Source organism: Methanothermobacter tenebrarum (genome assembly GCF_003264935.1).
Lineage (GTDB): Archaea > Methanobacteriota > Methanobacteria > Methanobacteriales > DSM-23052 > Methanothermobacter_A > Methanothermobacter_A tenebrarum_A.
In genome coordinates this window covers 182,847-204,383 of record NZ_QLOE01000002.1, presented here as the reverse complement: position 1 = coordinate 204,383, position 21,537 = coordinate 182,847, and the positions used below count along the sequence as shown (strand labels likewise).

Sequence of the window (21,537 nt, the reverse complement as noted above, 5' to 3'; positions counted from 1 at the left end):
CATAGATGATGTTATTGGTGATATTATGGATACTGATGAAATAATTGAACTTGAAAAAAAGTATATCATGCAAACATATTCTCGCCAGCCTATCGTCCTCTCACATGGTAAAGGAGCTCGTGTCTGGGACATAGACGGTAAAGAGTACATTGACTGTTTTGCAGGTGTTGCAGTGAACAGTATAGGACATGCACACCCAAAGGTTGCAGTTGCCATCTGTCACCAAGCACAGAAACTCATACACTGCTCAAACATATACTACAACAAAGAACAGGTAGAATTGGCGAGATTACTCACCTCCATTTCACCCCATGACAGAGTATTCTTTGCAAATAGCGGGGCGGAAGCCAATGAAGGCGCTATAAAACTTGCAAGGAAATATACGGGTAAAGGCGAGATAATAGCCGCTGAGAATTCGTTCCACGGGAGAACACTTGCAACTGTAACAGCAACAGGACAAGACAAATACAAGGAACCATTTAAACCACTACCCCCAGGTTTCAAACATGTACCCTATGGTGACATCCAAGCCATGGCAGAAGCAATAACAGATGATACCGCAGCCATACTACTAGAGCCTATACAAGGCGAAGGAGGAGTTGTAGTCCCACCAGAAGGCTACTTAGAGGATGTTCAGGCGCTTGCACGAGAAAATGATATCCTATTCATCCTTGACGAGGTTCAAACCGGCTTTGGAAGGACAGGGGCCTTGTTTGCATCAGAACTTTTCGGCGTGCAACCTGATATAACAACGGTAGCTAAGGCTATGGGTGGAGGCTACCCTATAGGTGCTGTATTAGCAAATGAAGATGTAGCATCAGCATTCGAACCAGGAGATCACGGATCAACATTCGGGGGGAACCCTTTGGGTTGTGCGGCTGCCATAGCAGCCATAGAAGTTATAGTAGGTGAGAATCTAGCAGAGAATGCTAAGAAATTGGGTGAATACTTTAAAGGGCGGTTAGAAGATTTAATGGGCAAATATGATATCATAGAGGATGTTAGAGGCTATGGTTTAATGTTAGGTGTTGAACTTGGGATTAAATGTGATAAAATAGTTGATGAAGCGAGAAAGATGGGAGTGCTCATAAATTGTACAGCTGATAAAGTTATAAGACTTGTACCACCATTAGTCATAAAAAAAGATGAAATAGACAAGGTTATTGAGGTCCTAGATAATATTTTTGCTTCCATCTAAGGATTCTTTGAAGTCACTGAGCCAAGGAGAAACTTTAAGATTTCCAATTTCCCATATCCTGACACATTTATATGCTTCATGTTCATCACTTAAACTTAGAATACCATCCTCAACCTTAACATGGAAGATAATATTCACAGACACCTTGAATGGGAAATCTTGCTGAAACGCACCGATAACCCTAATGGGGGATACTATAAGGCCTGTCTCCTCATAAACCTCCCTCTTCAGTGCCTCGTCAAGTGTCTCACCATTTAACAATTTACCCCCAGGAAGTTCCCATAACCCGGGGTTTGTCCTGGAACTAGCCGACCTTTTAAGTAATAGTATCCTATCATCTTCTAGTATAAGTGCCCTTACAACCGGTATGAATGGTTTCATCTTCTCCAAACCTCAAAAAATTATGTAGGTGATCCTCCATGTTAAATGTTGAAGTTAATGATAAAGGACATTTGTTAATTGGTGGAGCAGATACAGTTAAACTTGCTGAAGATTATGACACACCACTTTATGTCATAGATGAAAAACGGATAAGAGAAAATTACCAGAGACTCCACAAAGCCTTCACAAGATACTATCCCAACTTCCAAATATTATATGCTTGTAAAGCAAATACAAATCTTACAGTTTTAAGGATACTTGAAGATGAGGGTAGCGGAATCGACGCCGTCTCCCCAGGAGAAATATACATGGCCCTACTCTCAGGCTTCAAACCAGAAAAGATCCTATACACAGGTAATAATCTCAGAGACGATGAAATACTCTTCGCAACCGAATCAGGGGTTATGATAAACATTGACTCAAAATCGCAGCTTCTAAGACTTTCAAAGATAACAGATCCAGAGAATGTTAAGATATCATTTAGGATAAACCCCATGGTAGGCGCGGGACACCACGAACACTGCATAACCGGCGGAGAACTTAGTAAATTTGGTATAAGAGAAGACGAGGCCATTAAAGTTTACAAGTTAGCCCAAGAACTCGGTTTCCAACCAATAGGGATCCATGCACATATAGGCTCAGGGATACTCGACCCAGAACCATTCATGTTAGCCGTTGAAAAACTCATGGACATAGCAGGCAAAGTATCAAAGGCCACAAAGATAGACTTCAAATTTATAGATTTCGGTGGAGGTCTTGGAATACCATACCATCCAAGTGAAAAACCATTAGATATCAAAGAATTTGCCGAGAAGATAACAAGTCTCTTCATGGAAAAATTAGACGAACATTCTCTTGGAGAACCTGCAATGTACCTTGAACCTGGAAGATACATAGTGGGTGATGCCGCTTGCCTCCTAACGAGAGTTAACACTATAAAAGAGAGTTATAGGAAGTTTGCTGGTGTTGATGCCGGGTTCAACACCTTGGTGAGGCCTGTGATGTATGGTTCATACCACCATATAATCGTGGCAAATAGAGCCAATGAAAAGCCGGTAGAGAAGATTGATATAGCAGGAAATCTATGCGAATCGGGCGACCTTTTTGCAAGGGATAGAAAACTTCCAGAACTCAGAGAAGGGGACATATTAGCCATATTAGATGCTGGTGCATATGCATTTTCCATGTCATCACAATATAATTCAAGGCCCAGACCAGCTGAAATCCTTGTAAAAGATGGTGAAGCCGAGATCATAAGGGAGAGGGAAGACTTTTCAGATCTTATAAGCAAACAAGTGATACCACCAAGACTCCTAAAATAGAATAACAGGGTGGGAGATCATGCCAAGGATGATATTATTTTCTAAAATGCACGCCCTAGGCAATGATTATATAATTGTGGATGAGAGTAGAGCAGAATGTATAAGCGAAGATGAAAAACCAGATTTTGTATCCGAAGTTTGTCAGCGGAGATTCTCCATCGGTGCAGATGGTGTCATATTCATAGAACCTCCAAAAGGAGAGGGGGATATAAGGTTCAGAGTATTCAATGGTGATGGAAGCGAAGCAGAAATGTGCGGTAATGGTATAAGATGTTTTGCCAAGTTCGTATATGAGAACGCCATCATAAGAAAAGAGAAACTAAAAGTAGAAACCCTCGCAGGCCTCAAAATCGTAGATTTAAACATTGATAGGGGGTCTGTGACTTCTGCACGTGTAGATATGGGATTTGCAACCTTTAAAACTGCTGAAATACCGATGAAAACTGTCAAGGATGAATTCATAGAAGAGCATCTTGAGGTTGATGGCCAAGATATAAAGCTTACAGCAGTTAATGTAGGTAATCCACATGCTATCATATTCGTGGATGATTTAAAATCTGTGGATTTGGAAGGACTCGGACCTCTCATAGAGAATCATCCTGTTTTTCCAGAGAGAATTAATGTACATTTCGTTGAGATCTTAAACCCATCAGAGGTTAAGATGGTTACATGGGAGCGTGGTGTTGGACCCACACTAGCTTGTGGGACTGGGGCCACGGCCACGGTTATTGCAGGTAATAGGATTGGAAAATTGGATAAGGAGGTACTTGTTCATCTTCCTGGTGGTGAACTTAAAATCCAAACTTATAAAATGGACAATAGAATAGGCGCTTATATGGAGGGTGAGGCTACCCTAGTATTTGATGGGATATTGTCATGGTAATTCACCTGTTATGACTACTATCTCCTCATAGAAGAATCTTTCAGAGGCTGTTATTTCAGCATGAAATCCCATGTTCCTTAATTTTTCTATTGTCTTTTCTATGTTTGAAAGTGATGATTGGACTATTTGGATTCTACCACCCTTTTTTAGGTGATTTTTAACATTTTTGAGGAAGCGGTCTATTATGGTTCTACCATCTTCTCCCCCGTCCCAAGCTTTGTCAATGATTTCACCTGTAAGATCCTCATTTGAACTTGGAAGATATGGTGTGTTAAATAATATAATATCAAACTTTTCGCCTTTAACAGGTTCAAAAAGATCTCCTTGTAATATTCTTATGTTTGCATTGTTTATTTTGGCGTTTTTCACTGCACATTCGATGGCATAGGGGTTTATGTCTGTGGCTGTTACATTACCCTTTTCGGCGGCGACTATAGCCACTAAACCGGTTCCTGTCCCTATTTCAAGGACTTCATCACCCTCTTTTACCTTAAGGTTATCTGCGAGTAAGAATGTATCCTCCGCTGGAGCATAGACGTTTTCACATACTTGGATTTTGAAATTCTTGTATTTTATCATGACTGATCCTCGAAAATGAAAACATCTTCTATGTGTTCTTTTTTAAGAGCCTTTGTTATCCGGTATGCTAATTCCAATGATGGGTTGTATCTGCCCTTTTCGAGTGCTATGATGGTCTGTCTTGTCACTTGGACCTTTTCTGCAAGTTCTTCTTGTGTAAGGCCCAAATTTTCTCTTAGAACACGTATATTGTTCTTCATATTGTTTAAGCTTCTTTTTCTAATTTGTAGTAGGTGATGGATTTAACGATCGCTCCTATTATGAGGGCTGTTATCATGAATGGATCGACGTATATCTTTTTTTGCATTGCATTATATAGGAGTTCTGTGAGTATGCCAATGACGAGTATTGTCATCATGGCCCATGCTGCATTTCTTTCTGCTATTGCTTCATGCAAGTATTCTCTTTCATCCTTTTTAACTTTCCACATTACATCGAAAAGGTCTATGAATACGAAAATTAGCCATGCTCCTGTTATGATTGCTCTTTGTTCTGTGTTTAGAGGCGTTAATTGGATGAGAACAAGGAAACTGACGACTCCTGCAATGTAAACTGCACCTTGCCATGTTTTGATACTGATGCCCCATCCACCATATTTTCTTGTTCCAAACCATTCGGGTCTTGCAATTATCATGATGTAAAAAATAGTTTACATGATATTTAAATTTTACTCCAATTTAGTGGCATTGTATTATTTTTTTAAGTTCATTTGAAATTTTAAGTATCTCCTCGGGGGTTAAAGTGAAAACTCGCTTTTCCAACAATCCAGGATCTATAAGATCTACTATTTCCCTTGGATCTGCCTCTTTACTAATTTCATGGAATGATTCGATAAGGGCGTTCCTGGCTTTTTTCTTTTTATGTTGGAAGAGGGCTCTGCAAGTCCTCTCAAATGTTCCATTAATCTTCTCCCTAGGAGTTAATCTGATAAGGGTAGAATCAACCTTTGGCGGGGGTAGGAAGGCGCTTCTTGGAATGTAATCTAAGATCTCAATATTGGCCATGAAATATAAGGCTACTGAAAGGCGTGAATAATCTCTGGTCCCTGGTTTGGCTATCATTCTCTCTGCAAACTCTCGTTGGTACATTAAAATGCCAAATTTAAAATCATATTCAAGTAATTTAAATGTTATAGGTGATGATATCTTGTAGGGTAGGTTGGACACTATCTTGTTGAAGTATGGAAAATCAATTTTCAAGGCGTCCCCTATGATTAGTTCAACATTATTATAATCTTTTAATCTCTCTTTTAGGATGGTGGCGACTTTTTTATCCTTTTCGATGGCTATGACCTTCTCTACTCTTGAAGCTATGGGGATTGTGAGGGTTCCGATTCCAGGGCCGATCTCTAATATGACATCGTCATCCTTTAAATCGGCATAGGATAATATTTTCTGCCTTTTGGAATCATCGATAAGGTAATGTTGACCTAATCTTTTATTTAAATGGAGACCATATTTTTTCAGTATATTTTTAGTTTCAGTTGCTAGATTAACTTTCATTATTTTCTTGGCTCCACCCTTCTTCTGGGCGGTCTTGTGAAAAGTACGTATTTTCTTTTACCTCTTTTTGCCTTATCAACATCTAGTTCCATGAGAACCCTTTTAACGAGTATTTTAACGGGATCTGCTAACATAGGGACTCTTTTTTTAATATCCTCGAAGCTCTCGAATTTTTTTTCTTCACGCGCCTTGAGGATGTCCCACATGTGCTTTTTACCGATCCCTGGTAATAGTTCTAATTGGTGGAGTCTTGTGCTTATGGGTCCTGCTTCATTAAAGAATTTGACGAACTTTTCCTCATTTGATTTTATAATTTCCTCTATGACATAGGGTAATTCAACTCTTGCCGTGGCTGTTAATTCGTTGTGGCGGAGTCGCCTGTTTATCCTAGCTATCTTATCCCTTTTACCCTTCCCTATATAAACTTCCTCGTGTATTTCAAGGTCCACACCAGGTTTTGGTGTTAATTCTAAGAGTGTGAACTCGTCTTTGCCGATGGCCTGGGCTACCGGCTTTCTTTTGAAACCGCCTAGGCCTTCGCTCACATACCCTAATGGGAGATAGTCTAGGATGATGGCATACTCTTCCATAAGACCCAACTCAAAAAATTATGTATTATCTATATTTTTCTATTATTTTCAAGATATTCTCAAAATCTTTATTTTTTATAGGTATCCTTTCTTTGGCGAATATTAGACGGATATCCGCAATATCCTCGGGCATGAGATCTGCAAGTCGAACTGCATGTTTCTTTTTTATATTAGGAAGTTCTGTGAGTTCTTCTATCAATTTTTGCGCGTTCTCATAGTCTATCTTAGAGAATTTTTTCACATGTTCAAGTGCAAGGTTCTGTTCATATGTGAATTCATATTTATCTGCGAATTTTTCTAAAATTACTTTGACTTCTGCCATGGGCACCGGTTCTGTTTCAACGACTTTTTTACCTATCATCATAGATCACTCTTGCAATTGGAGATGTTCTGGTCTTACGATGAGTTTTTTATCCTTTTTACCGTCTTTTATCGTGACAACATATGACTTTCCCATTTTATCAACTATTCGCCCTGTTTTGCCATGGAATCGTGGATGTGGCTGTCCCCTGTGGATGCTAGGGTCTATTATTATATGTACAAGATCATTCACTTCGAAACTTTGGATTTTCCTTGTTATAGGATTTGTCCTCCCAACTCTTTTAGTCCTTTGAAGTTTATGTCTTGTTTTACTCCTGAAACCCTTTGATCTTTTCATATTGTAAACCTCCATGATCTTAAAAAAATTAGATGATCACACAACACAGTGATTTATTTATCTTCTCACCTAAATATTTTCCCCCTCAGGGTTGACAACTTAAGTAACTAACTATTATGGAAGTCCATAAATGCCTCCACATCAAAATTTGAATTATCATTTTAGAGATGATCCCCCCACTTCTATTAGGACAAATCACCACTACTCACTGGGGGGGATCTGTCCCATAAATTTCCTCCAAGGATTAATATGATTTTCTTCATGGATATGAGGTTTCTCTGCTCTTCCGGTCATTTGATGCTCATATTACCGTACAGCGACTTCACTTTAGGCATGGAATGCTTTAAATCTTTTGGAAGAGGGCACTCTCCACTTTCAAGTATTCGTGGGGAGATTCTCTTAGGGACTTACATATTCTTTTTATTTAATTTTACTATTAGCTATTATAGGTATAAGATACAAGATAATATATGAGGTGAATGAATGTGCCGATCGTTTTAGAACCAATACTTACCATTAATTTCATATTTTGTATGATAATTTTAGTAATGGGGTATTGGGGGTTCCGAAAATTTGAAAATCCCCTCCTATTTTATATTGGCTTATCCTTTGGACTTTTCGGGGTGTCTCATTTGGCCCAGTTGACAGGATACCCTAGCAATACACTGGTCCTTATAATAATCCGAAGTATAGCTTACTTACTGGTTATTTTCGCCCTTTTTAACACCATAAAAAGTGGTTAGTTTTGGATTGTGAAATTTGCCGCAAATGTTGGTGTTCTTGGATAAAAATGGAATAGTGTGCCTATAGCCTAACATGGGGGATATCATCCAACTTCTAGGACGTCAAGTTCGATGCATTCTGCGGAAGTGTTAAGTATTTCACTTACACTGGGTTTTGTCCTTCCATCATCACCTGAAATAAGCTCTTTTATGTAAAGCCCCCCTTCAGTCTTTAATATAACCTCAAAGGTTCTAGAGTCGATTATATTCCATCTAATATCGATTACTCTTCTTTTCCGTATCTTGTCTGCTCTTCTGTGGGCGACCCTCTTTGGGGTTCTTTGTTTAATCAAATTTAGAGATTTCAGTTTTTCCAAGGCTGATGGTTCGATTTTATCCTTTAATTTTACCTTTGCCTTGTAAATCTTATAAGAAGATGAAGTTTTGATTTCTACTTTACGGTTGCGGTTGGAGAATTTCAAATCTAGAACCTGGATCTTGCCTTTAGCGGATTTATTGATTTCATCAGAAATCTTTTTTAAGTTTATTTTTCTTATCTTCGGTTCTTTAATTTCGAGTACGAAGGGCCTTCCTCTCCCAAGCATTCTCACATCAACATCTTCTCTTCCAGCCCCGTGGAATTTTGACCTTGAACCTTGGGTTGCTTTGAGCGCGGGCTCTGCGACTAATTCTTCAACTGAGGTGGGGTACATTTTACCTGTGAAATTGCACCTTGGACATCCGCGACCTTTACATTCTCTGCAAGGCCATTTGGTCTGGGGTATGCCTCTTACGAGTTTTCTGTATCTGCCTTCTATAAATAATGGGTTTATCTGTATCCATACTCGTGGCTTCGATTTTCTGAAGTCAACCTTAACAACAATATCAGGGTTTTCGAAGTCTACTCCACAATTAAATCTTTTTTTTAGGATTTTCCCGAGTTCTCTGTTAATTTCTTTTTTTATGCTTTCAACTTCTATGTTTAATATTTCGTTTATCTTTTCATCAGCACTTAATAGGTTTTCTGGTAGTCTGCTTCCTACTAGTATGGTTGAAAATTCAAGGTTTAATTTTTTTATTTTCTCTTCGACATAGTCTGCTGTTTTTTCAAGGTCTTCTAATATTCCTTTACAGATTTTGCATTCAACAGTTGATTTTTTTAATTTGAAGGTTTCAATCAGGCTTTCAGCCCTTTTAACATTACCTGGTCCCGGTAGAATATCTGAGAATTTGCGTCCAAGACAATTTGGGCATATGCTCCCATCTGTGATGTCCAGTAGTTTTTCTAGTCTCTTTTCGGTCTCCATCTTTGACTCCCTAGCGTAAGAATTGTCTCATTAATTGTCCCATCGGACCTCCCCTGTTCCGCCTTCCAAGGCCTTTCATGGCCTTTTTTGTAACCTTGTAATATTTTAGGAGTTCTTTAACATCTTCGTTCCTTGTGCCTGAGCCCCTTGCAATCCTTTTTATCCTTGAGTGTTTGATCGCTTCTGGATGGTCCAATTCGTATTCTGTCATGGAGTCCATTATGGTAAGGTATTTTTTGATTTTTTCTTCTGTTGCATCGGGCGCATTCTTTGGCAGTTTATCAAGGCCTGGTATCATGTTTATAACTTGTTGTAATGGCCCCATTTTCCCCATCATCTCGAATTGCGATTTCATCTCCCTTAGGGTGAATCTGCCCGTGAGAATGGCGTCCACTGCCTCTTCACTTACTTCTTGTTCTTCTGCGATTTCTTCTGCTTTTTCTAGCAAGCTTCTGATGTCACCCATTCCTAGGAGCCTGGATATGAACCTTTCGGGGTCGAATACCTCGAAATCTTCTAATTTTTCACCTGTGCCTATGAATTTTATTGGGGCTCCTGTCTCTGCAACTGCTGATAATGCGCCACCACCCTTGGCTGATCCGTCAAGTTTTGTCACTATTATTGACCCAACTGGGGTGCTCTGGGAGAATGCTCGGGCTTGTTCTTTTGCTTGTTGTCCTATTGTACCGTCGATTACGAGTATTGTCTCATCTGGTTTGATTGCAGTTGATAGTTGCTCCATTTCTTCGAGTAGGTGTTTTTCTTCTTTGTGGCGTCCTGCCGTGTCAAAGATTATGACGTCGTAGTCTTTGAATTTTTCAAGTCCTTTATTCGCGATTTCTAGCGGGTTTTTGTTTTCTGGTTCTCCATAAACTGGTATGTTGATCTCTTGTGTGAGTTGTTTTAACTGGTCAAATGCGGCTGGTCTCCATGTGTCTGTGCATACTATGGCTGTGTTCAGTCCTTTCTTTTGGAGGTGGCGGCTTAACTTACCTATGGTGGTTGTTTTACCACTCCCTTGCAGTCCTATGAAGAGTATCTTATATGGTTTTTTGTCTATTTTGAGGGGCTTTGGAGTTTCTCCAACAAGTTTCACCATTTCTTCGTATACTATCCTTATGATATGCTCTTTTGGGGTGACACCCTTTGGAGGTTCTTCATTGAGGGCTCTTTCTTCTATTGACTTGGATAATTTGAATACTAGTTTTATATTAACATCTGCTTGGATTAGTGCACGTTGTATATCCTTTATAACCTCTTTCACCACTTCTTCATCTACTATGGTCATCCCTGCCAATTTTTTCATGGTCTTTGCAAGACTCTTGCCTAGTTTGCCTAACATGATAATCACTATGAGAAAATTAGATTAATAACTACAAAACTATATTAGAGATATCATAAATTTATATTTATCGAATATGAAATCCTGTGATGGAAATGCTAAAAATATTGGAGAAAACATTGAAAAAAGCACCCATCATAAAAAAAGGAGAGTATAATTACTTCGTGCACCCAATAACCGATGGAATACCACTCACAACCCCTGAAATGCTGGAAGAGGTGGTTGATGAGATAACAAGACGCTATACTCTAGATGTTGATAAGATAGTGTGTATAGAGGCCATGGGCATCCACCTTGCCACAGCATTGTCACTTAAAACAAGAATACCATTCGTCGTTGTAAGAAAACGCGAATACGGCCTCCCAGGCGAAGTCGCAGTCCACCAAACCACAGGATACAGTGAAGGAGAATTATACATCAACGGCATCAAAAAAGGTGACAGACTCCTTGTCATAGACGACGTTGTAAGTACTGGGGGGACACTATTAGCAGTCCTAGAAGCTCTCAAAAAAATGGACGTAGAAGTGGCTAAAGTCATAGTTATAATAGAAAAAGGCGAAGGTAAAAAACTCGTAGAAGAAAAAACAGGCTACAAAATAAACACACTGATAAAAGTGGATATCGTCGATGATAAAATAATAACAAGCCCCCCAGAGGAGGCCTAGATTGGCAGATTACCAATTTGAAACACGCAAAGTCATAGAAAAGATTAAAGAGTATAATCCCAGGATAATAGGATTACAGTTCCCAGACGGCCTTAAAATCCATGCACTAAAGCTAGTCCGGCAACTCGAAAAAGAACTCGAGGTCACTGTTATAATATCCGCCGATCCATGTTATGGTGCATGTGACATTGCAGATACCAAACTAGAAAATATAGTGGATCTTCTAATACATTATGGTCACACACCTTTACCACTCGATTATAAGATCCCAGTCATCTTCGTGGAAGCATACGCTAAAATTGATATAATACCAGCCCTCAGATCATCTCTCAGATTATTATCTGGATATGAAAAGATAGGAGTGGCCACCACCACCCAACACTTACACCTACTTGATGAGGCCATAAAATTTTTGGAAGATCATGGAAAGAGGGTTCTCTCAGATGAAGGGGTTGGTACGAGGAGGGGGCAAGTTTTAGGTTGTAATTTCTCATCGGTTAAAAAATTAAACGTGGATGCTTACCTATTTATTGGTAGTGGAGATTTCCACCCTCTTGGTATAAGATTATCCACAGGGAAACCAGTTATCGCGGCAGATCCATACACTGGAGAGGCGAAAAGCATTGAGGATTTCGCTGATAGGATTTTAAGAATAAGATTCGCGGCCATTACAAGGGCGAGAGAAGCTGAGAAATGGGGGGTTATAATGTCATCTAAGAAGGGCCAGGAGAGGCTATCATTGGCTCTCAACTTGAAGCAGATGCTTGAAGAGTCTGGAAGAGAAGCGTTTATAATAATATTAGAGGATATTTCACCAGAGTTACTCGTCCCATTCAGGGAATTGGATGCTTTTGTGGTTTCTGCTTGTCCAAGAATGCCTATAGATGATTATCATTTGTATGATAGGCCTATTTTAACCCCTATAGAATTGGAGATAGCCCTTGATAAAAGGAGATGGGAAGATTATACCTTGGATGAGATCATATTCTAGGGATACAAAGTATATATATGAGAAGATAAAAAATGTAGATTTAGAAGGACTCACACTATTTTTTTATATTAATCTTATTGAGGTGAATTGATGAAGGCAAAATCTGGGGATTTTGTTTTTCCAGGGGATTCATTAGCGGTGATAGAAGAATTCGTACCGGCAGAGGGGACATACGAAGAAAAGGGTAAGATAAAGTCGCTCTTTGTAGGCGAAGTTGCAAGGGATGAGAAAAATAAACGCATAAAAGTCATATCAAAGACGGAAACACCACCAATATTAAAAGAAGGTGTAGTAGTCATCGGAGAAGTTATCGAAGTAAAGGGTCAAAGGGCCCTAGTAAGGATACACCATGTTAAGGGCAGTTCAAGAGCCCCCGTAACATCATTCGTGGGTGCAGTTCACATTTCACAGGCGACAAATGGCTACCTATCAAAGTTGACAGAAGCCTTTAGGATAGGTGACATAGTCGAGGCTCGTGTAAGCAGACTAGTGGGATTAACTGGCATAGACCTCCAAACCACCCAGAAAAGCCTAGGAGTTATAAAGGCTATGTGCACCCGTTGCAGACACTTCATGAAAAAAGTAGGAAAAGACGAAGTTATCTGCCCAAATTGTGGAAACAGGGAGAAGAGGAAACTCTCCACAGACTATAGGCTCAAATAGTATTGGAGGAGGGAAAGTGAAGATTATCCGCGACGAAAAGGATGAAATGGAAATAATACTTGAAGGCGAAACCCACACACTCTGTAATGCTTTGCGCAAAATCCTCCTAGAAGACGAAACCGTGAAAGCCGTAGCATATTCCATAGACCATCCCATAATAGGGGAACCCCACATGTACATAAGAGGGGATAACCCTCGAAAATCCCTTAAAAAGGCTGCTAAGACGCTTAAAGAAAGGTCTAAAGAATTCAAAGACCTCATAGAGCGGTCTAGTCCATGAAAGAGAAAAGATTCAGGAAGATAAAATCTGAGATAAGAATCTTGGGTATCGATGACGCCCCATTCACACCCCATAGTAAAGATGATGTCCTAGTTGTTGGCACCGTCTTTAGGGGCGGTTCATGGTTGGATGGTGTCCTAACAACCCATATAAAAGTTGATGGAACTGATTCTACCTCTAAGATAATTGAAATGGTTAAAAATTCAAGACACCTCGACCAATTAGGTGTTATAATGTTAGATGGGATAACACTAGGCGGTTTCAATGTCGTTGACGTGGAAAAAGTATTCAAAGAGACTGGATTGCCAGTTATAGTTGTTATAAGGAAAATACCTGATTTCAAAAAGATAAAAAGAGCCCTCAAAGGAAAATTTGAAGATTGGGAGTGGCGATGGGATGCCATAAAAAGAGCTGGTAAAATATACCCAGTAAAGGATGATGACACCATCTACATACAAGTGAAGGGTATAAAATTGGAGGATGCCATAGAGATAGTTAGAATTTCAACCACAAGGAGCGCGATCCCAGAGCCTATAAGAGCAGCCCATCTTATCGCAGCAGGAGTTGAAAAGGGCGAATCAAAGGGTAACGCCTAGACATAGAAGGTGATCGAAATATACAAGAATCCTCTCCTAACAGTGGATATTGTTATCATCTGCCCCGATGATAATATCATACTCATTAAAAGGAAAAAGAACCCATATAAAGGGTTCTGGGCGATCCCAGGCGGCTTCGTAGAGTATGGGGAGAAGGTTGAGGAAGCGGCCTTAAGAGAAGCATATGAAGAGACAGGTTTAAAAGTGGAATTAGATCATCTGTTAGGTGTCTATTCAGATCCAGATCGCGACCCCCGTGGGCATGTTATAAGCATATGTTTCATAGCCCATCAAATCGGTGGAAAATTAAAAGCAGATACAGATGCCAGTGAAGTTTCCAAGTTCAAATGGGAAGAACTGAAGAAGATAAAATTAGCATTTGATCATGCCATAATACTTAGGGATGCATACAACTTCATAAAAAATTATAAAAAGTAAAAATGTACAGAATAGAGGTCACTGGTAAAAATATCAAAGAATAATTTTTTCATAATTAGGGAGGAAGAAGATGGAATTTTGTCCAAAATGTGGAGCTATAATGTTCTCAGACAAAAAAAAGTTTAAATGTAAATGTGGATATGAAAAGAAGATAACAAGGGAATTATCAGACAAGTACAAGATAGCCGAGAAAATTGAAAGCAAGGAAAGCGTCATATTCACAGGTGAAGATGTTAGAACCCTCCCCACAACCAAGGCCGAATGTCCTAAATGTGGGAACAAAGAAGCTTTTTGGTGGATGCAACAGACAAGAAGGGCTGATGAAGCCGAAACACGCTTCTTAAGATGCACCAAATGTAAATATACATGGAGGGAATACGATTAAAGACTCCAATAAAATCTTCAAAGATTTGAAAAAGAATATCCCCAAGATAGAATTCAAAAAATACAACCCACAGGATATAATAGGATTAAAAAAAACTAGGAAAATTCTAGAGGATAAAAAGGACGAAATTATATTATATGGTGGCATTTTCATAGGCATACTATTTCTCATATCAGGCATCTTATACTTGAATTCACCCGTTAAAAAAGTAGCAGATAATGTCATATTTGGTGAACACGCCGTCATGGCAATCTTCCTCATGATAATAGGGATCCTAGTTATAGTAACCGCACTGAAAGAGAAAATCATTTCAAAAACGCCCTTAGCCGACATGTATACTGAGATGAAAGCTATTGAAAATGAAAAGGATAAAAAAGATAAAAAGAATAACATCGAATAATCCCTCATGAGGAGTGTATCCCACCCCCTACAGGAAATTTTAAAGAGAAAAATTGAGGAGGACTATGAATGTTTAAGGCGGAATTGAATGACCCTAACATTTTAAAGACAAGTTTTGATGCTATTTCATCGATTGTTGATGAAGTCCAAATACAAGTAGACAGTGAAGGCATGCGCTTAGATGCCCTTGACAGGAGCCATATAACCTTCGTACACCTTGAACTCCATAAGGAACTATTCGATGAATATGAATGCCCAGAACCTGAGAAGATTAACGTGGATACAGAGGAGCTCATGAAGGTCCTTAGACGCGCCCGGGCAGGTGATCGTTTAATAATCACAAGTGATGATACCAACCTTATATTAACATTTGAAGGCGAGGCCACACGCCAATTCAAGATAAGATTAATAGATATCGAATACGAAACTCCCCAGCCCCCAGAGATAGGATATGAAAACGAGTTTGAGGTCCCATTCTCGCTCTTGAAGGATGCGATAGCAGATATTGACATATTCTCTGATAAGATCACCTTCAAGGTTGACGAAGAGAAATTCATAGTATCTTCCACAGGAGAATTTGGCGATGCCATGATAGAATATTATCATGGCGAAAAAATAAAAGAACCCGCAAGGAGCGTATATTCACTCGACAAGATCAAAGAGATGCTAAAAGCTGATCGATTCAGTGAAACAGCCATTATAAACCTTGGAAATGATATGCCCCTCAAGTTGACATTAAAAATGCCAAATGATGAAGGCGAATTAAGCTTCCTCCTCGCCCCACGCTTAGAAGCCGAAGAATAGTATGGGGATGAATAATTTTGGATGATTTCTTCAGGGAACTTAGGAGGATACAAAAAAGAGAAAGGGACGAACGTGGACTTGCAAGGGTAGGTGATGATTTCTACAAGAAAACCCATGATTACATGAAAAAACTCATGGGCACACTAAGCAAAGACCCGTTAAATACCAAGGGACACCACCTTCTAAGGGATGTTCAAAGGATAACCACGGAAATATGTGAACGTAGGGAACATAAAATAACTGATATTGCGATCATGAACGTCCAAAGATCATATAATCTTTTCAATAAAAACCCTAAATTAGATTTGGAGGATAAAAGTCCACCTAATCTAACCCCTGAAGAAAAGAAATTATATTCATCTATCATAAGTCTTTTAATTGAACACCGCTCTAGGGTATTCCCAATATTACAAAGCAAACCAACAAGCAAAGAAGACTTCAATGAAAAAGAGAAAATAAAATCCGACGAAAACGAAATCGAGACGATCATAGTATATGATGAGGTGCCATCAGCAGTTGTTGGTGTCGATGAAAAGGTTTATGGGCCATTCAAACCCCAGGATATTGTCAGATTACCATCTATCACCGCAAGGATATTTGTAGATTCTGGCAAAGGACGGCTTATTAAACATAGATAATCCAACGCCACCAAAGTTATAAATAGACAATCATTGATATAATAGAATGCAAAAAAATAATTACCATGAAGATTATTTTTTACCATTCTAAAATTATATTCTGAGGTGATTACAAAATGAAGATTCCGAAGGAAAGAAGAACTTACTGTCCATATTGTAGGAAACACACCATCCATGAAGTGCTAGAGTCAAAAAGGCGTAAAGCCAGCGAATTAAAATGGGGTCAGAGACAGTTCAGGAGGGTTACCGCAGGTTACAGGGGATATCCAAGACCATTACCATCAGGTAATAAACCTGTGAAAAAATTAGACTTACGCTTAAAATGTAAAGAATGCGGAAAATCTCACACAAAAAGAAGAACATTCAGAGTTGGAAGAGTCGAATTCACCACATAATTTGGGGTGTGGCCATGTTCTATGAGAGTAGGAGCAATTTTTTACGGGTTAAATGCCTAGATTGTGGGAACCAACAGATAGTGTTCGACAGGGCCGCATCCTATGTAAAATGCATAATATGTGGTAAGACATTAGTGGAACCAACTGGTGGCAAAGCAAATATAAAGGCCCAGATCCTAGAGGTTTTAGACTAAGGTGTTTTCATGGTTAGAAGGAGAAGAGAATGGCCCGAAGAAGGCGAATTAGTAGTTGCAACTGTGCATAAAGTTTTAAGTTATGGTGCATTCGCAAAACTTGAAGAATATCCTGGTAAAGAAGCTTTCATACACATCTCAGAGGTTTCATCTGGTTGGGTTAAGAATATAAGAGATTTTGTCAGGGAAAATCAGAAGATCGTAGCTAGGGTGTTAAGAGTCAACCCTGAAAAGGGACATGTTGACGCTTCCATGAAACGTATAAGAGATGATCAGAGACGTAAAAAGATACAAACTTGGAAGATTGAGCAAAAGGCTGAAAAATTTTTAGAATTAGCAGCTAAAAGTTTAGGTAAAAACCTTGACCAGGCCTACGAGGAAGTAGGCTATGATCTGATGGACATATTCGGCGATCTTTACGGTGCATTTGAAACAGCGGCAGATGAGGGTGAAAAAGCATTAATAGAAGAGGGGGTCCCTGAAGATTGGGCTAAGGCGATTACCAAAGTCGCTAAGAAGAATATAACACCCCCAGAGGTTCAAGTAACTGGTTATGTGGATATTAAATCCTATGCACCTAATGGTATAGAGATAATTAAAAAGGCCCTCAAGGCCGCTCAGAAAGTAGGGGCGGTCGTACAAGCTGTTGGAGCACCCCGTTACCGCTTAATAGTTAAATCGACAGATTATCCAACAGCTGAAAAGAAGCTTAAAAAGGCCGCGCAGAAGTGTATAGACATCATAATGAAAGAAGGAGGAAAAGGAGAATTCCATCGTGAATTAACATGAAAATGCGAAAATGTTCTTCGTGTGGAGAATACACACTAAAAGAGAAATGCCCATATTGTGGGGCGAAAACAGGGAATGTAGCCCCGCCAAAATATTCCCCAGAGGATAAGTATGGGAAATATAGGCGCATTTTAAAAAAACAGATGCTCTTTAAAAAAAATAATGGGGGGTAAAAATGAAAGAAACAATAATAAATGTCATAGAAGAAGTGGAATTAGACCATCCGATATTCATAGAAGCTCTACCAGGTATAGGACATGTGGGAAAATTAGCCGCTGATCATATCATCGACGAATTAGATGCTACCAAATTCGCAGAACTTTACTCACCATCATTTCCTCCACAAGTTCTAGTAGATGACAATGGCATTGTAGAACCCATGAAAAACGAATTTTATTACTTGAAATCAGTCGGTAAAGAAAAAAGAGACTACATAATACTAATCGGTAATACACAAGGACTTTCACCAGAAGGGCAATATGAAATCTGTGGCATGATACTAGACTTTGTGGAAAAACATGGCGTCAAAGAGATATACACCCTTGGAGGATTAGCCACAGGACAACCAGTCGAAGTTTCAAAGGTCTACGGCGCCGCCACCAACATAGAACTTGCAAAGAAATTAGAAAAGCATGGAGTCATTTTAAGGTCAGCTGATGGTGGCATAATCGGCGCATCAGGTCTGCTACTAGGAATGGGAAGCCTCAGAGGAATGGAAGGCGTCTGTCTCATGGGTGAAACACCAGGATATTATATAGATGCCGAGGCCGCGAGAGCACTGCTAAACGTCCTCATGGAATTACTAAACTTGGAAATAGACACTGAAAAACTTGAAGAAAGGGCCAAGGAAACCCGTAAGATGATATCAAAGGCTCAGCAGATGGAACAGGAAATGATAGAGAGGATGACGCTCAAACCAGGCGAAGAGGATCTTAGATACATAGGCTGATCATAGATGATAATAAACGCGGATCTACACATACACAGTTGCTTTTCCCAGGCAACATCCCAGAAGATGACCATAAAGAACATAGCCCCACAAGCAAAACTTAAAGGCTTAGACCTTGTAGGCACCGGTGACGGATTTCACCCCAAGTGGCTCAAAATAATCATAGAAAGTACAAAGGCCACAGAAGATGGTATCTATTCCCATGAAGACTGCAATTTCATAATAACAAGTGAAGTTGAAGACTTGAGACGAGTCCATCATCTTCTAATTTTACCATCCATAGAAACAGCCATGGAACTAAAGGAGAAGTTACCATCATCCAACATTAACAAGGAGGGCAGACCCAAGGTTAGAATGCGAGGATCAGAGATAATGGACTTAGTACATGAATATGATGGCCTCATCGGCCCATCCCATGCATTCACACCATGGACCAGCTTATACAAATCCTATGATAGTTACAATGACTGTTATGGTAAAGCACCCGATTTTTTGGAATTGGGCCTCTCAGCCGACACTGACATGGCTGACAGGATAAAAGAACTCCAAAACATACCATTCTTGACGAATTCCGATGCACATTCCCCTTGGCCGCACCGCCTCGGTAGAGAATTTAACCAATTCAAAGTAGATGAAATTTCTTTTTCCGCTATTAAAAAGTCTATAAAGGGGAAGAATATACTTGCAAATTATGGTTTCGATCCAAGGCTTGGTAAATATCATCTCACAGCGTGCACGCGCTGTTACAGAGTCTATGAACCTGAGGAGGCTATAAAACTTGGCATGAAATGTTCATGTGGTGGAACCATCAAAAAGGGTGTAGATTATCGGATACATGAAATAGCCACATGGAAAAAGCCACATCATCCAAGTCATCGCCCACCTTATATCCATATCATGCCACTTGCCGAGATAATTAGCATGAAGCATGGGAAGGGTGTTACAACACGTTATGTCCAAAGGATTTGGGGAAAACTTGTAAAAGAGTTCGGCAATGAAATAAGAACGCTCCTTGACGCCCCATTAGACAAGATAAGGGAAGTGGATGGCGAAACCGCCCTCGCAATAAAAGCTTTTAGGAATGGCTCCCTCATCATAATACCCGGTGGTGGGGGCAGATACGGTGAAATAAGATTTCCAGAAAACACATTGGACGCTTATTTCAAATAGGATCTTAATTATTCGTCCATAGCCCCCTAAAATTTATTTGGGAAAACAAGCGCCCATGAAACAATAATATTAAAATATTGTGGGATTTTAAGGGTATCATATTATAATCACAAAGATTAGGTGCAATCTTCTGCGAATCCATTGGGCGAAGAACCTTCTAATGAGTGAACGGACCCGCCGGGATTTGAACCCGGGACCTTCGGATTAGGAGTCCGATGCCCTATCCAGGCTAGGCTACGGGCCCCCTCAATTGGTGAAAATTTTTTTTTGTAGCGGACCCGCCGGGATTTGAACCCGGGACCTTCGGATTAGAAGTCCGACGCCCTATCCAAGCTAGGCTACGGGCCCCTCTACTATGGATAAAAAAATTGTAAATTTTTAATATATAAAAATATTTGCCCTTTGTCTACATGTATATTGGTGTTTCTGTTGGGGTTGTGGGTGTTTCTGTTTTGTGCACTTTTTCTGCTAATTTTTTAAGCCTTGATTCGATTGCTTGGGCTTCTTCTAGTAATGGTTCTGTATCTACTTCGAGGCCTAACATTTTGTTTAGGACTTCGACTACTTCTGCCGCTGCTCTTGGATCTGGGTAGGGTGTTAGTATCTCGCCGAATAAGCAAGAAGCTGGTATGTTTTCTATAGCGCATCTTGTTAGTAATGTTCCTGAGATCCCGTTTATGTTCCCGAATGGTAATATTGGTATGTCCAGTTTTCCAAGTCTTTTCAAGGCGTCTTTACTGTTAGCTGCTCCTGCGACTAGGTGTGACTTTTGTCTTACAATGACGCTGTTAAATGTTATTAATTCCTTGCTGTTGTTTCTTTTCATCCATTTTACCATTGCATTGGTCATGTCATAGACTACTGAGGATGGTAGGATGAAATCTGATAGGAAGAGTACTAGTCCTTCTCCTTCATATATTCTGAAGGGGTGTATTGCAACACCCCTGTAGAGGACTGCTAGGGGCGGGAAATATTTGGAGTCGATGTATCCTATTTCCCTCATCTTGAGATCGTCTACTAAGAGCCATCCTACGATGTTGCCTATCAGCCCCAAGCCTGGGGATCCTTCAAGGACTATAGCGTTTTCAATCTCTTCAGATACTATTGTGCATGATTCATTCTTTGTTTCGACCTTCATGGTGGTGCACCACCGCCCCCGCCTATGTTTTTACCAGTGATGGGATCTATATGGATTTCTCCTACGATTTTACCATTCTTTTCTATTGGCACTACATATACTGGTTCGCCGCCTATGGTGACGAGGCGTGGTGTTCCTGCTTTAGCGCCTTCTTCTTTTATGTATTTCTGGGCTATACTTTGGGCTTCTGATGGACCCACGGGATAACCTCCATTACCCCCAATACCAATACCGTTTGAAGAACTGCCGGATCCTCCTGCACTCCCACCTGAACCATCGCCTGCGCCTGTAGGACCGACTGATCCGCCTGCTCCGCCTCCGGCCCCCCCTGATCCGCCTCCGGTCCCTTGGGAATGTGGTGTGGTGCTATCAGGGGTTGTTGGTTGCCATAAAATTTTGGGGTTGTTGCTTATCTGGTAACCTGCTGCGATGGCTCCGATGATTAGAACTATCGTCACTGAAATTATAATCTTGGAGTCTATCATCAATTCTCACCCTTTAACTTTTTATTGGATTTGATGTGAGCTGCCCCCTTATGATAGGGGGTTTCCAGTATTTT

The 21,537-nt window shown here is 40.0% G+C and carries 31 protein-coding genes and 2 tRNA genes; 19 read left to right on the top strand and 14 right to left on the bottom strand.

Annotated features, from left to right (window positions below):
* Positions 1-25: 25 nt before the first annotated feature.
* On the top strand, positions 26-1,198 hold the full coding sequence (locus DPC56_RS02670) for an acetylornithine transaminase (RefSeq protein WP_112093513.1): 1,173 nt from the start codon (positions 26-28) through the stop codon (positions 1,196-1,198).
* On the opposite strand, the gene DPC56_RS02665 is transcribed toward DPC56_RS02670, so the two are convergent.
* On the bottom strand, positions 1,172-1,579 hold the full coding sequence (locus DPC56_RS02665) for an NUDIX domain-containing protein (RefSeq protein WP_112093512.1): 408 nt from the start codon (positions 1,577-1,579) through the stop codon (positions 1,172-1,174). The two genes, DPC56_RS02670 and DPC56_RS02665, sit on opposite strands and share 27 nt — an antisense overlap.
* A 38-nt stretch (positions 1,580-1,617) precedes the next feature.
* Between DPC56_RS02665 and lysA the strand changes: the two genes are divergently transcribed.
* A complete protein-coding gene (gene lysA / locus DPC56_RS02660; RefSeq protein WP_112093511.1) occupies positions 1,618-2,901 on the top strand; it encodes a diaminopimelate decarboxylase in 1,284 nt (427 codons plus the stop codon).
* Positions 2,902-2,920: 19 nt separating this feature from the next.
* Positions 2,921-3,784, top strand: coding sequence for a diaminopimelate epimerase (dapF, locus tag DPC56_RS02655; protein ID WP_394339519.1), 864 nt, complete (start codon positions 2,921-2,923; stop codon positions 3,782-3,784).
* Here the strand turns inward: dapF and DPC56_RS02650 are convergent.
* The 9 genes from DPC56_RS02650 to DPC56_RS02605 form a co-directional block, all read right to left on the bottom strand.
* Positions 3,776-4,363, bottom strand: a complete 588-nt coding sequence (locus DPC56_RS02650; RefSeq protein ID WP_112093509.1) for a HemK2/MTQ2 family protein methyltransferase — start codon at positions 4,361-4,363, stop codon at positions 3,776-3,778. The two genes, dapF and DPC56_RS02650, sit on opposite strands and share 9 nt — an antisense overlap.
* Positions 4,360-4,563: a helix-turn-helix transcriptional regulator gene (locus tag DPC56_RS02645; RefSeq protein WP_112093508.1), complete on the bottom strand. Its 204-nt coding sequence runs from the start codon at positions 4,561-4,563 to the stop codon at positions 4,360-4,362. The genes DPC56_RS02650 and DPC56_RS02645 overlap by 4 nt, the downstream gene beginning before the upstream one ends.
* Positions 4,564-4,568: 5 nt before the next feature.
* Positions 4,569-4,997 carry a hypothetical protein gene (locus tag DPC56_RS02640; RefSeq protein WP_112093507.1) on the bottom strand — a complete coding sequence of 143 codons (429 nt, stop codon included), beginning with the start codon at positions 4,995-4,997 and terminating at the stop codon, positions 4,569-4,571.
* A 43-nt stretch (positions 4,998-5,040) separates the two neighbouring features.
* Positions 5,041-5,865: a 16S rRNA (adenine(1518)-N(6)/adenine(1519)-N(6))-dimethyltransferase RsmA gene (gene rsmA / locus DPC56_RS02635; protein ID WP_112093506.1), complete on the bottom strand. Its 825-nt coding sequence runs from the start codon at positions 5,863-5,865 to the stop codon at positions 5,041-5,043.
* Positions 5,865-6,455 carry a DUF655 domain-containing protein gene (locus DPC56_RS02630; protein WP_112093505.1) on the bottom strand — a complete coding sequence of 197 codons (591 nt, stop codon included), beginning with the start codon at positions 6,453-6,455 and terminating at the stop codon, positions 5,865-5,867. The genes rsmA and DPC56_RS02630 overlap by 1 nt, the downstream gene beginning before the upstream one ends.
* 25 nt (positions 6,456-6,480) lie before the next feature.
* Positions 6,481-6,816, bottom strand: coding sequence for an RNA polymerase Rpb4 family protein (locus DPC56_RS02625; RefSeq protein WP_112093504.1), 336 nt, complete (start codon positions 6,814-6,816; stop codon positions 6,481-6,483).
* 6 nt (positions 6,817-6,822) lie between these two features.
* Positions 6,823-7,113, bottom strand: a complete 291-nt coding sequence (locus DPC56_RS02620) for a 50S ribosomal protein L21e (protein WP_112093503.1) — start codon at positions 7,111-7,113, stop codon at positions 6,823-6,825.
* 826 nt (positions 7,114-7,939) lie between these two features.
* On the bottom strand, positions 7,940-9,142 hold the full coding sequence (locus DPC56_RS02610) for a tRNA pseudouridine(54/55) synthase Pus10 (protein ID WP_112093502.1): 1,203 nt from the start codon (positions 9,140-9,142) through the stop codon (positions 7,940-7,942).
* A 10-nt stretch (positions 9,143-9,152) separates the two neighbouring features.
* Positions 9,153-10,484 (bottom strand): signal recognition particle protein Srp54, encoded by a 1,332-nt coding sequence (locus DPC56_RS02605; RefSeq protein WP_112093501.1) that lies wholly within the window; start codon positions 10,482-10,484, stop codon positions 9,153-9,155.
* Positions 10,485-10,579: 95 nt separating this feature from the next.
* Here DPC56_RS02605 and hpt point away from each other — a divergent pair, with 95 nt between their 5' ends.
* From hpt to DPC56_RS02525, 16 genes are all read left to right on the top strand, one after another.
* Positions 10,580-11,149: a hypoxanthine/guanine phosphoribosyltransferase gene (gene hpt, locus DPC56_RS02600; RefSeq protein ID WP_112093500.1), complete on the top strand. Its 570-nt coding sequence runs from the start codon at positions 10,580-10,582 to the stop codon at positions 11,147-11,149.
* A gap of 1 nt (position 11,150) precedes the next feature.
* Entirely contained in the window at positions 11,151-12,140 is a 990-nt protein-coding gene (dph2, locus tag DPC56_RS02595; protein ID WP_112093499.1) for a diphthamide biosynthesis enzyme Dph2, read from the top strand.
* 90 nt (positions 12,141-12,230) lie between these two features.
* Positions 12,231-12,803 carry an exosome complex RNA-binding protein Csl4 gene (locus DPC56_RS02590; protein WP_112093498.1) on the top strand — a complete coding sequence of 191 codons (573 nt, stop codon included), beginning with the start codon at positions 12,231-12,233 and terminating at the stop codon, positions 12,801-12,803.
* 16 nt (positions 12,804-12,819) lie between these two features.
* Positions 12,820-13,083, top strand: coding sequence for a DNA-directed RNA polymerase subunit L (locus DPC56_RS02585; RefSeq protein ID WP_112093497.1), 264 nt, complete (start codon positions 12,820-12,822; stop codon positions 13,081-13,083).
* Positions 13,080-13,679 carry an endonuclease dU gene (locus DPC56_RS02580; RefSeq protein WP_112093496.1) on the top strand — a complete coding sequence of 200 codons (600 nt, stop codon included), beginning with the start codon at positions 13,080-13,082 and terminating at the stop codon, positions 13,677-13,679. The genes DPC56_RS02585 and DPC56_RS02580 overlap by 4 nt, the downstream gene beginning before the upstream one ends.
* A gap of 12 nt (positions 13,680-13,691) precedes the next feature.
* Positions 13,692-14,117 carry an NUDIX domain-containing protein gene (locus DPC56_RS02575; RefSeq protein WP_112093540.1) on the top strand — a complete coding sequence of 142 codons (426 nt, stop codon included), beginning with the start codon at positions 13,692-13,694 and terminating at the stop codon, positions 14,115-14,117.
* Between the two features lie 70 nt (positions 14,118-14,187).
* Positions 14,188-14,502: a transcription factor S gene (locus DPC56_RS02570; RefSeq protein ID WP_112093495.1), complete on the top strand. Its 315-nt coding sequence runs from the start codon at positions 14,188-14,190 to the stop codon at positions 14,500-14,502.
* Between the two features lie 25 nt (positions 14,503-14,527).
* Positions 14,528-14,902 carry a hypothetical protein gene (locus DPC56_RS02565; RefSeq protein ID WP_112093494.1) on the top strand — a complete coding sequence of 125 codons (375 nt, stop codon included), beginning with the start codon at positions 14,528-14,530 and terminating at the stop codon, positions 14,900-14,902.
* A 68-nt stretch (positions 14,903-14,970) separates the two neighbouring features.
* On the top strand, positions 14,971-15,705 hold the full coding sequence (gene pcn, locus DPC56_RS02560; RefSeq protein ID WP_112093493.1) for a proliferating cell nuclear antigen (pcna): 735 nt from the start codon (positions 14,971-14,973) through the stop codon (positions 15,703-15,705).
* A gap of 17 nt (positions 15,706-15,722) precedes the next feature.
* Positions 15,723-16,343, top strand: coding sequence for a DNA replication complex subunit Gins51 (locus tag DPC56_RS02555; protein ID WP_112093492.1), 621 nt, complete (start codon positions 15,723-15,725; stop codon positions 16,341-16,343).
* A 116-nt stretch (positions 16,344-16,459) separates the two neighbouring features.
* Positions 16,460-16,738: a 50S ribosomal protein L44e gene (locus tag DPC56_RS02550; RefSeq protein WP_112093491.1), complete on the top strand. Its 279-nt coding sequence runs from the start codon at positions 16,460-16,462 to the stop codon at positions 16,736-16,738.
* A gap of 14 nt (positions 16,739-16,752) precedes the next feature.
* Positions 16,753-16,932: a 30S ribosomal protein S27e gene (locus DPC56_RS02545; RefSeq protein WP_112093490.1), complete on the top strand. Its 180-nt coding sequence runs from the start codon at positions 16,753-16,755 to the stop codon at positions 16,930-16,932.
* Positions 16,933-16,941: 9 nt separating this feature from the next.
* The gene (locus tag DPC56_RS02540; protein ID WP_112093489.1) at positions 16,942-17,721 is read left to right on the top strand and encodes a translation initiation factor IF-2 subunit alpha; all 780 of its coding nucleotides are present in this window, start codon (positions 16,942-16,944) and stop codon (positions 17,719-17,721) included.
* Entirely contained in the window at positions 17,712-17,894 is a 183-nt protein-coding gene (locus DPC56_RS02535; protein ID WP_112093488.1) for an RNA-protein complex protein Nop10, read from the top strand. Before DPC56_RS02540 ends, DPC56_RS02535 begins: the two co-directional genes overlap by 10 nt.
* Before the next feature lie 2 nt (positions 17,895-17,896).
* Positions 17,897-18,670, top strand: coding sequence for a proteasome assembly chaperone family protein (locus tag DPC56_RS02530; RefSeq protein ID WP_112093487.1), 774 nt, complete (start codon positions 17,897-17,899; stop codon positions 18,668-18,670).
* A 6-nt stretch (positions 18,671-18,676) separates the two neighbouring features.
* Positions 18,677-19,840: a TIGR00375 family protein gene (locus DPC56_RS02525; protein WP_112093486.1), complete on the top strand. Its 1,164-nt coding sequence runs from the start codon at positions 18,677-18,679 to the stop codon at positions 19,838-19,840.
* A gap of 169 nt (positions 19,841-20,009) precedes the next feature.
* Here DPC56_RS02525 and DPC56_RS02520 read toward each other — a convergent pair.
* From DPC56_RS02520 to DPC56_RS02505, 4 genes are all read right to left on the bottom strand, one after another.
* Positions 20,010-20,084: transfer RNA gene (locus tag DPC56_RS02520), tRNA-Arg, on the bottom strand.
* A gap of 29 nt (positions 20,085-20,113) precedes the next feature.
* Positions 20,114-20,188: transfer RNA gene (locus tag DPC56_RS02515), tRNA-Arg, on the bottom strand.
* A 58-nt stretch (positions 20,189-20,246) separates the two neighbouring features.
* Positions 20,247-20,978: a proteasome assembly chaperone family protein gene (locus tag DPC56_RS02510; protein WP_112093485.1), complete on the bottom strand. Its 732-nt coding sequence runs from the start codon at positions 20,976-20,978 to the stop codon at positions 20,247-20,249.
* A complete protein-coding gene (locus DPC56_RS02505) occupies positions 20,975-21,463 on the bottom strand; it encodes a PepSY domain-containing protein (protein WP_112093484.1) in 489 nt (162 codons plus the stop codon). Before DPC56_RS02505 ends, DPC56_RS02510 begins: the two co-directional genes overlap by 4 nt.
* Between the last annotated feature and the right edge of the window lie 74 nt (positions 21,464-21,537).

Excerpts from the sequence above, each read along its gene's own strand:
- DPC56_RS02670 (WP_112093513.1), top strand. The coding sequence starts at position 26 with ATGGATACTGATGAAATAATTGAACTTGAAAAAAAGTATATCATGCAA.
- DPC56_RS02665 (WP_112093512.1), bottom strand. The coding sequence starts at position 1,579 with ATGAAACCATTCATACCGGTTGTAAGGGCACTTATACTAGAAGATGAT.
- lysA (WP_112093511.1), top strand. The coding sequence starts at position 1,618 with ATGTTAAATGTTGAAGTTAATGATAAAGGACATTTGTTAATTGGTGGA.
- dapF (WP_394339519.1), top strand. The coding sequence starts at position 2,921 with ATGCCAAGGATGATATTATTTTCTAAAATGCACGCCCTAGGCAATGAT.
- DPC56_RS02650 (WP_112093509.1), bottom strand. The coding sequence starts at position 4,363 with ATGATAAAATACAAGAATTTCAAAATCCAAGTATGTGAAAACGTCTAT.
- DPC56_RS02645 (WP_112093508.1), bottom strand. The coding sequence starts at position 4,563 with ATGAAGAACAATATACGTGTTCTAAGAGAAAATTTGGGCCTTACACAA.
- DPC56_RS02640 (WP_112093507.1), bottom strand. The coding sequence starts at position 4,997 with ATGATAATTGCAAGACCCGAATGGTTTGGAACAAGAAAATATGGTGGA.
- rsmA (WP_112093506.1), bottom strand. The coding sequence starts at position 5,865 with ATGAAAGTTAATCTAGCAACTGAAACTAAAAATATACTGAAAAAATAT.
- DPC56_RS02630 (WP_112093505.1), bottom strand. The coding sequence starts at position 6,455 with ATGGAAGAGTATGCCATCATCCTAGACTATCTCCCATTAGGGTATGTG.
- DPC56_RS02625 (WP_112093504.1), bottom strand. The coding sequence starts at position 6,816 with ATGATAGGTAAAAAAGTCGTTGAAACAGAACCGGTGCCCATGGCAGAA.
- DPC56_RS02620 (WP_112093503.1), bottom strand. The coding sequence starts at position 7,113 with ATGAAAAGATCAAAGGGTTTCAGGAGTAAAACAAGACATAAACTTCAA.
- DPC56_RS02610 (WP_112093502.1), bottom strand. The coding sequence starts at position 9,142 with ATGGAGACCGAAAAGAGACTAGAAAAACTACTGGACATCACAGATGGG.
- DPC56_RS02605 (WP_112093501.1), bottom strand. The coding sequence starts at position 10,484 with ATGTTAGGCAAACTAGGCAAGAGTCTTGCAAAGACCATGAAAAAATTG.
- hpt (WP_112093500.1), top strand. The coding sequence starts at position 10,580 with ATGCTAAAAATATTGGAGAAAACATTGAAAAAAGCACCCATCATAAAA.
- DPC56_RS02590 (WP_112093498.1), top strand. The coding sequence starts at position 12,231 with ATGAAGGCAAAATCTGGGGATTTTGTTTTTCCAGGGGATTCATTAGCG.
- DPC56_RS02580 (WP_112093496.1), top strand. The coding sequence starts at position 13,080 with ATGAAAGAGAAAAGATTCAGGAAGATAAAATCTGAGATAAGAATCTTG.
- DPC56_RS02570 (WP_112093495.1), top strand. The coding sequence starts at position 14,188 with ATGGAATTTTGTCCAAAATGTGGAGCTATAATGTTCTCAGACAAAAAA.
- pcn (WP_112093493.1), top strand. The coding sequence starts at position 14,971 with ATGTTTAAGGCGGAATTGAATGACCCTAACATTTTAAAGACAAGTTTT.
- DPC56_RS02550 (WP_112093491.1), top strand. The coding sequence starts at position 16,460 with ATGAAGATTCCGAAGGAAAGAAGAACTTACTGTCCATATTGTAGGAAA.
- DPC56_RS02545 (WP_112093490.1), top strand. The coding sequence starts at position 16,753 with ATGTTCTATGAGAGTAGGAGCAATTTTTTACGGGTTAAATGCCTAGAT.
- DPC56_RS02540 (WP_112093489.1), top strand. The coding sequence starts at position 16,942 with ATGGTTAGAAGGAGAAGAGAATGGCCCGAAGAAGGCGAATTAGTAGTT.
- DPC56_RS02530 (WP_112093487.1), top strand. The coding sequence starts at position 17,897 with ATGAAAGAAACAATAATAAATGTCATAGAAGAAGTGGAATTAGACCAT.
- DPC56_RS02525 (WP_112093486.1), top strand. The coding sequence starts at position 18,677 with ATGATAATAAACGCGGATCTACACATACACAGTTGCTTTTCCCAGGCA.
- DPC56_RS02510 (WP_112093485.1), bottom strand. The coding sequence starts at position 20,978 with ATGAAGGTCGAAACAAAGAATGAATCATGCACAATAGTATCTGAAGAG.
- DPC56_RS02505 (WP_112093484.1), bottom strand. The coding sequence starts at position 21,463 with ATGATAGACTCCAAGATTATAATTTCAGTGACGATAGTTCTAATCATC.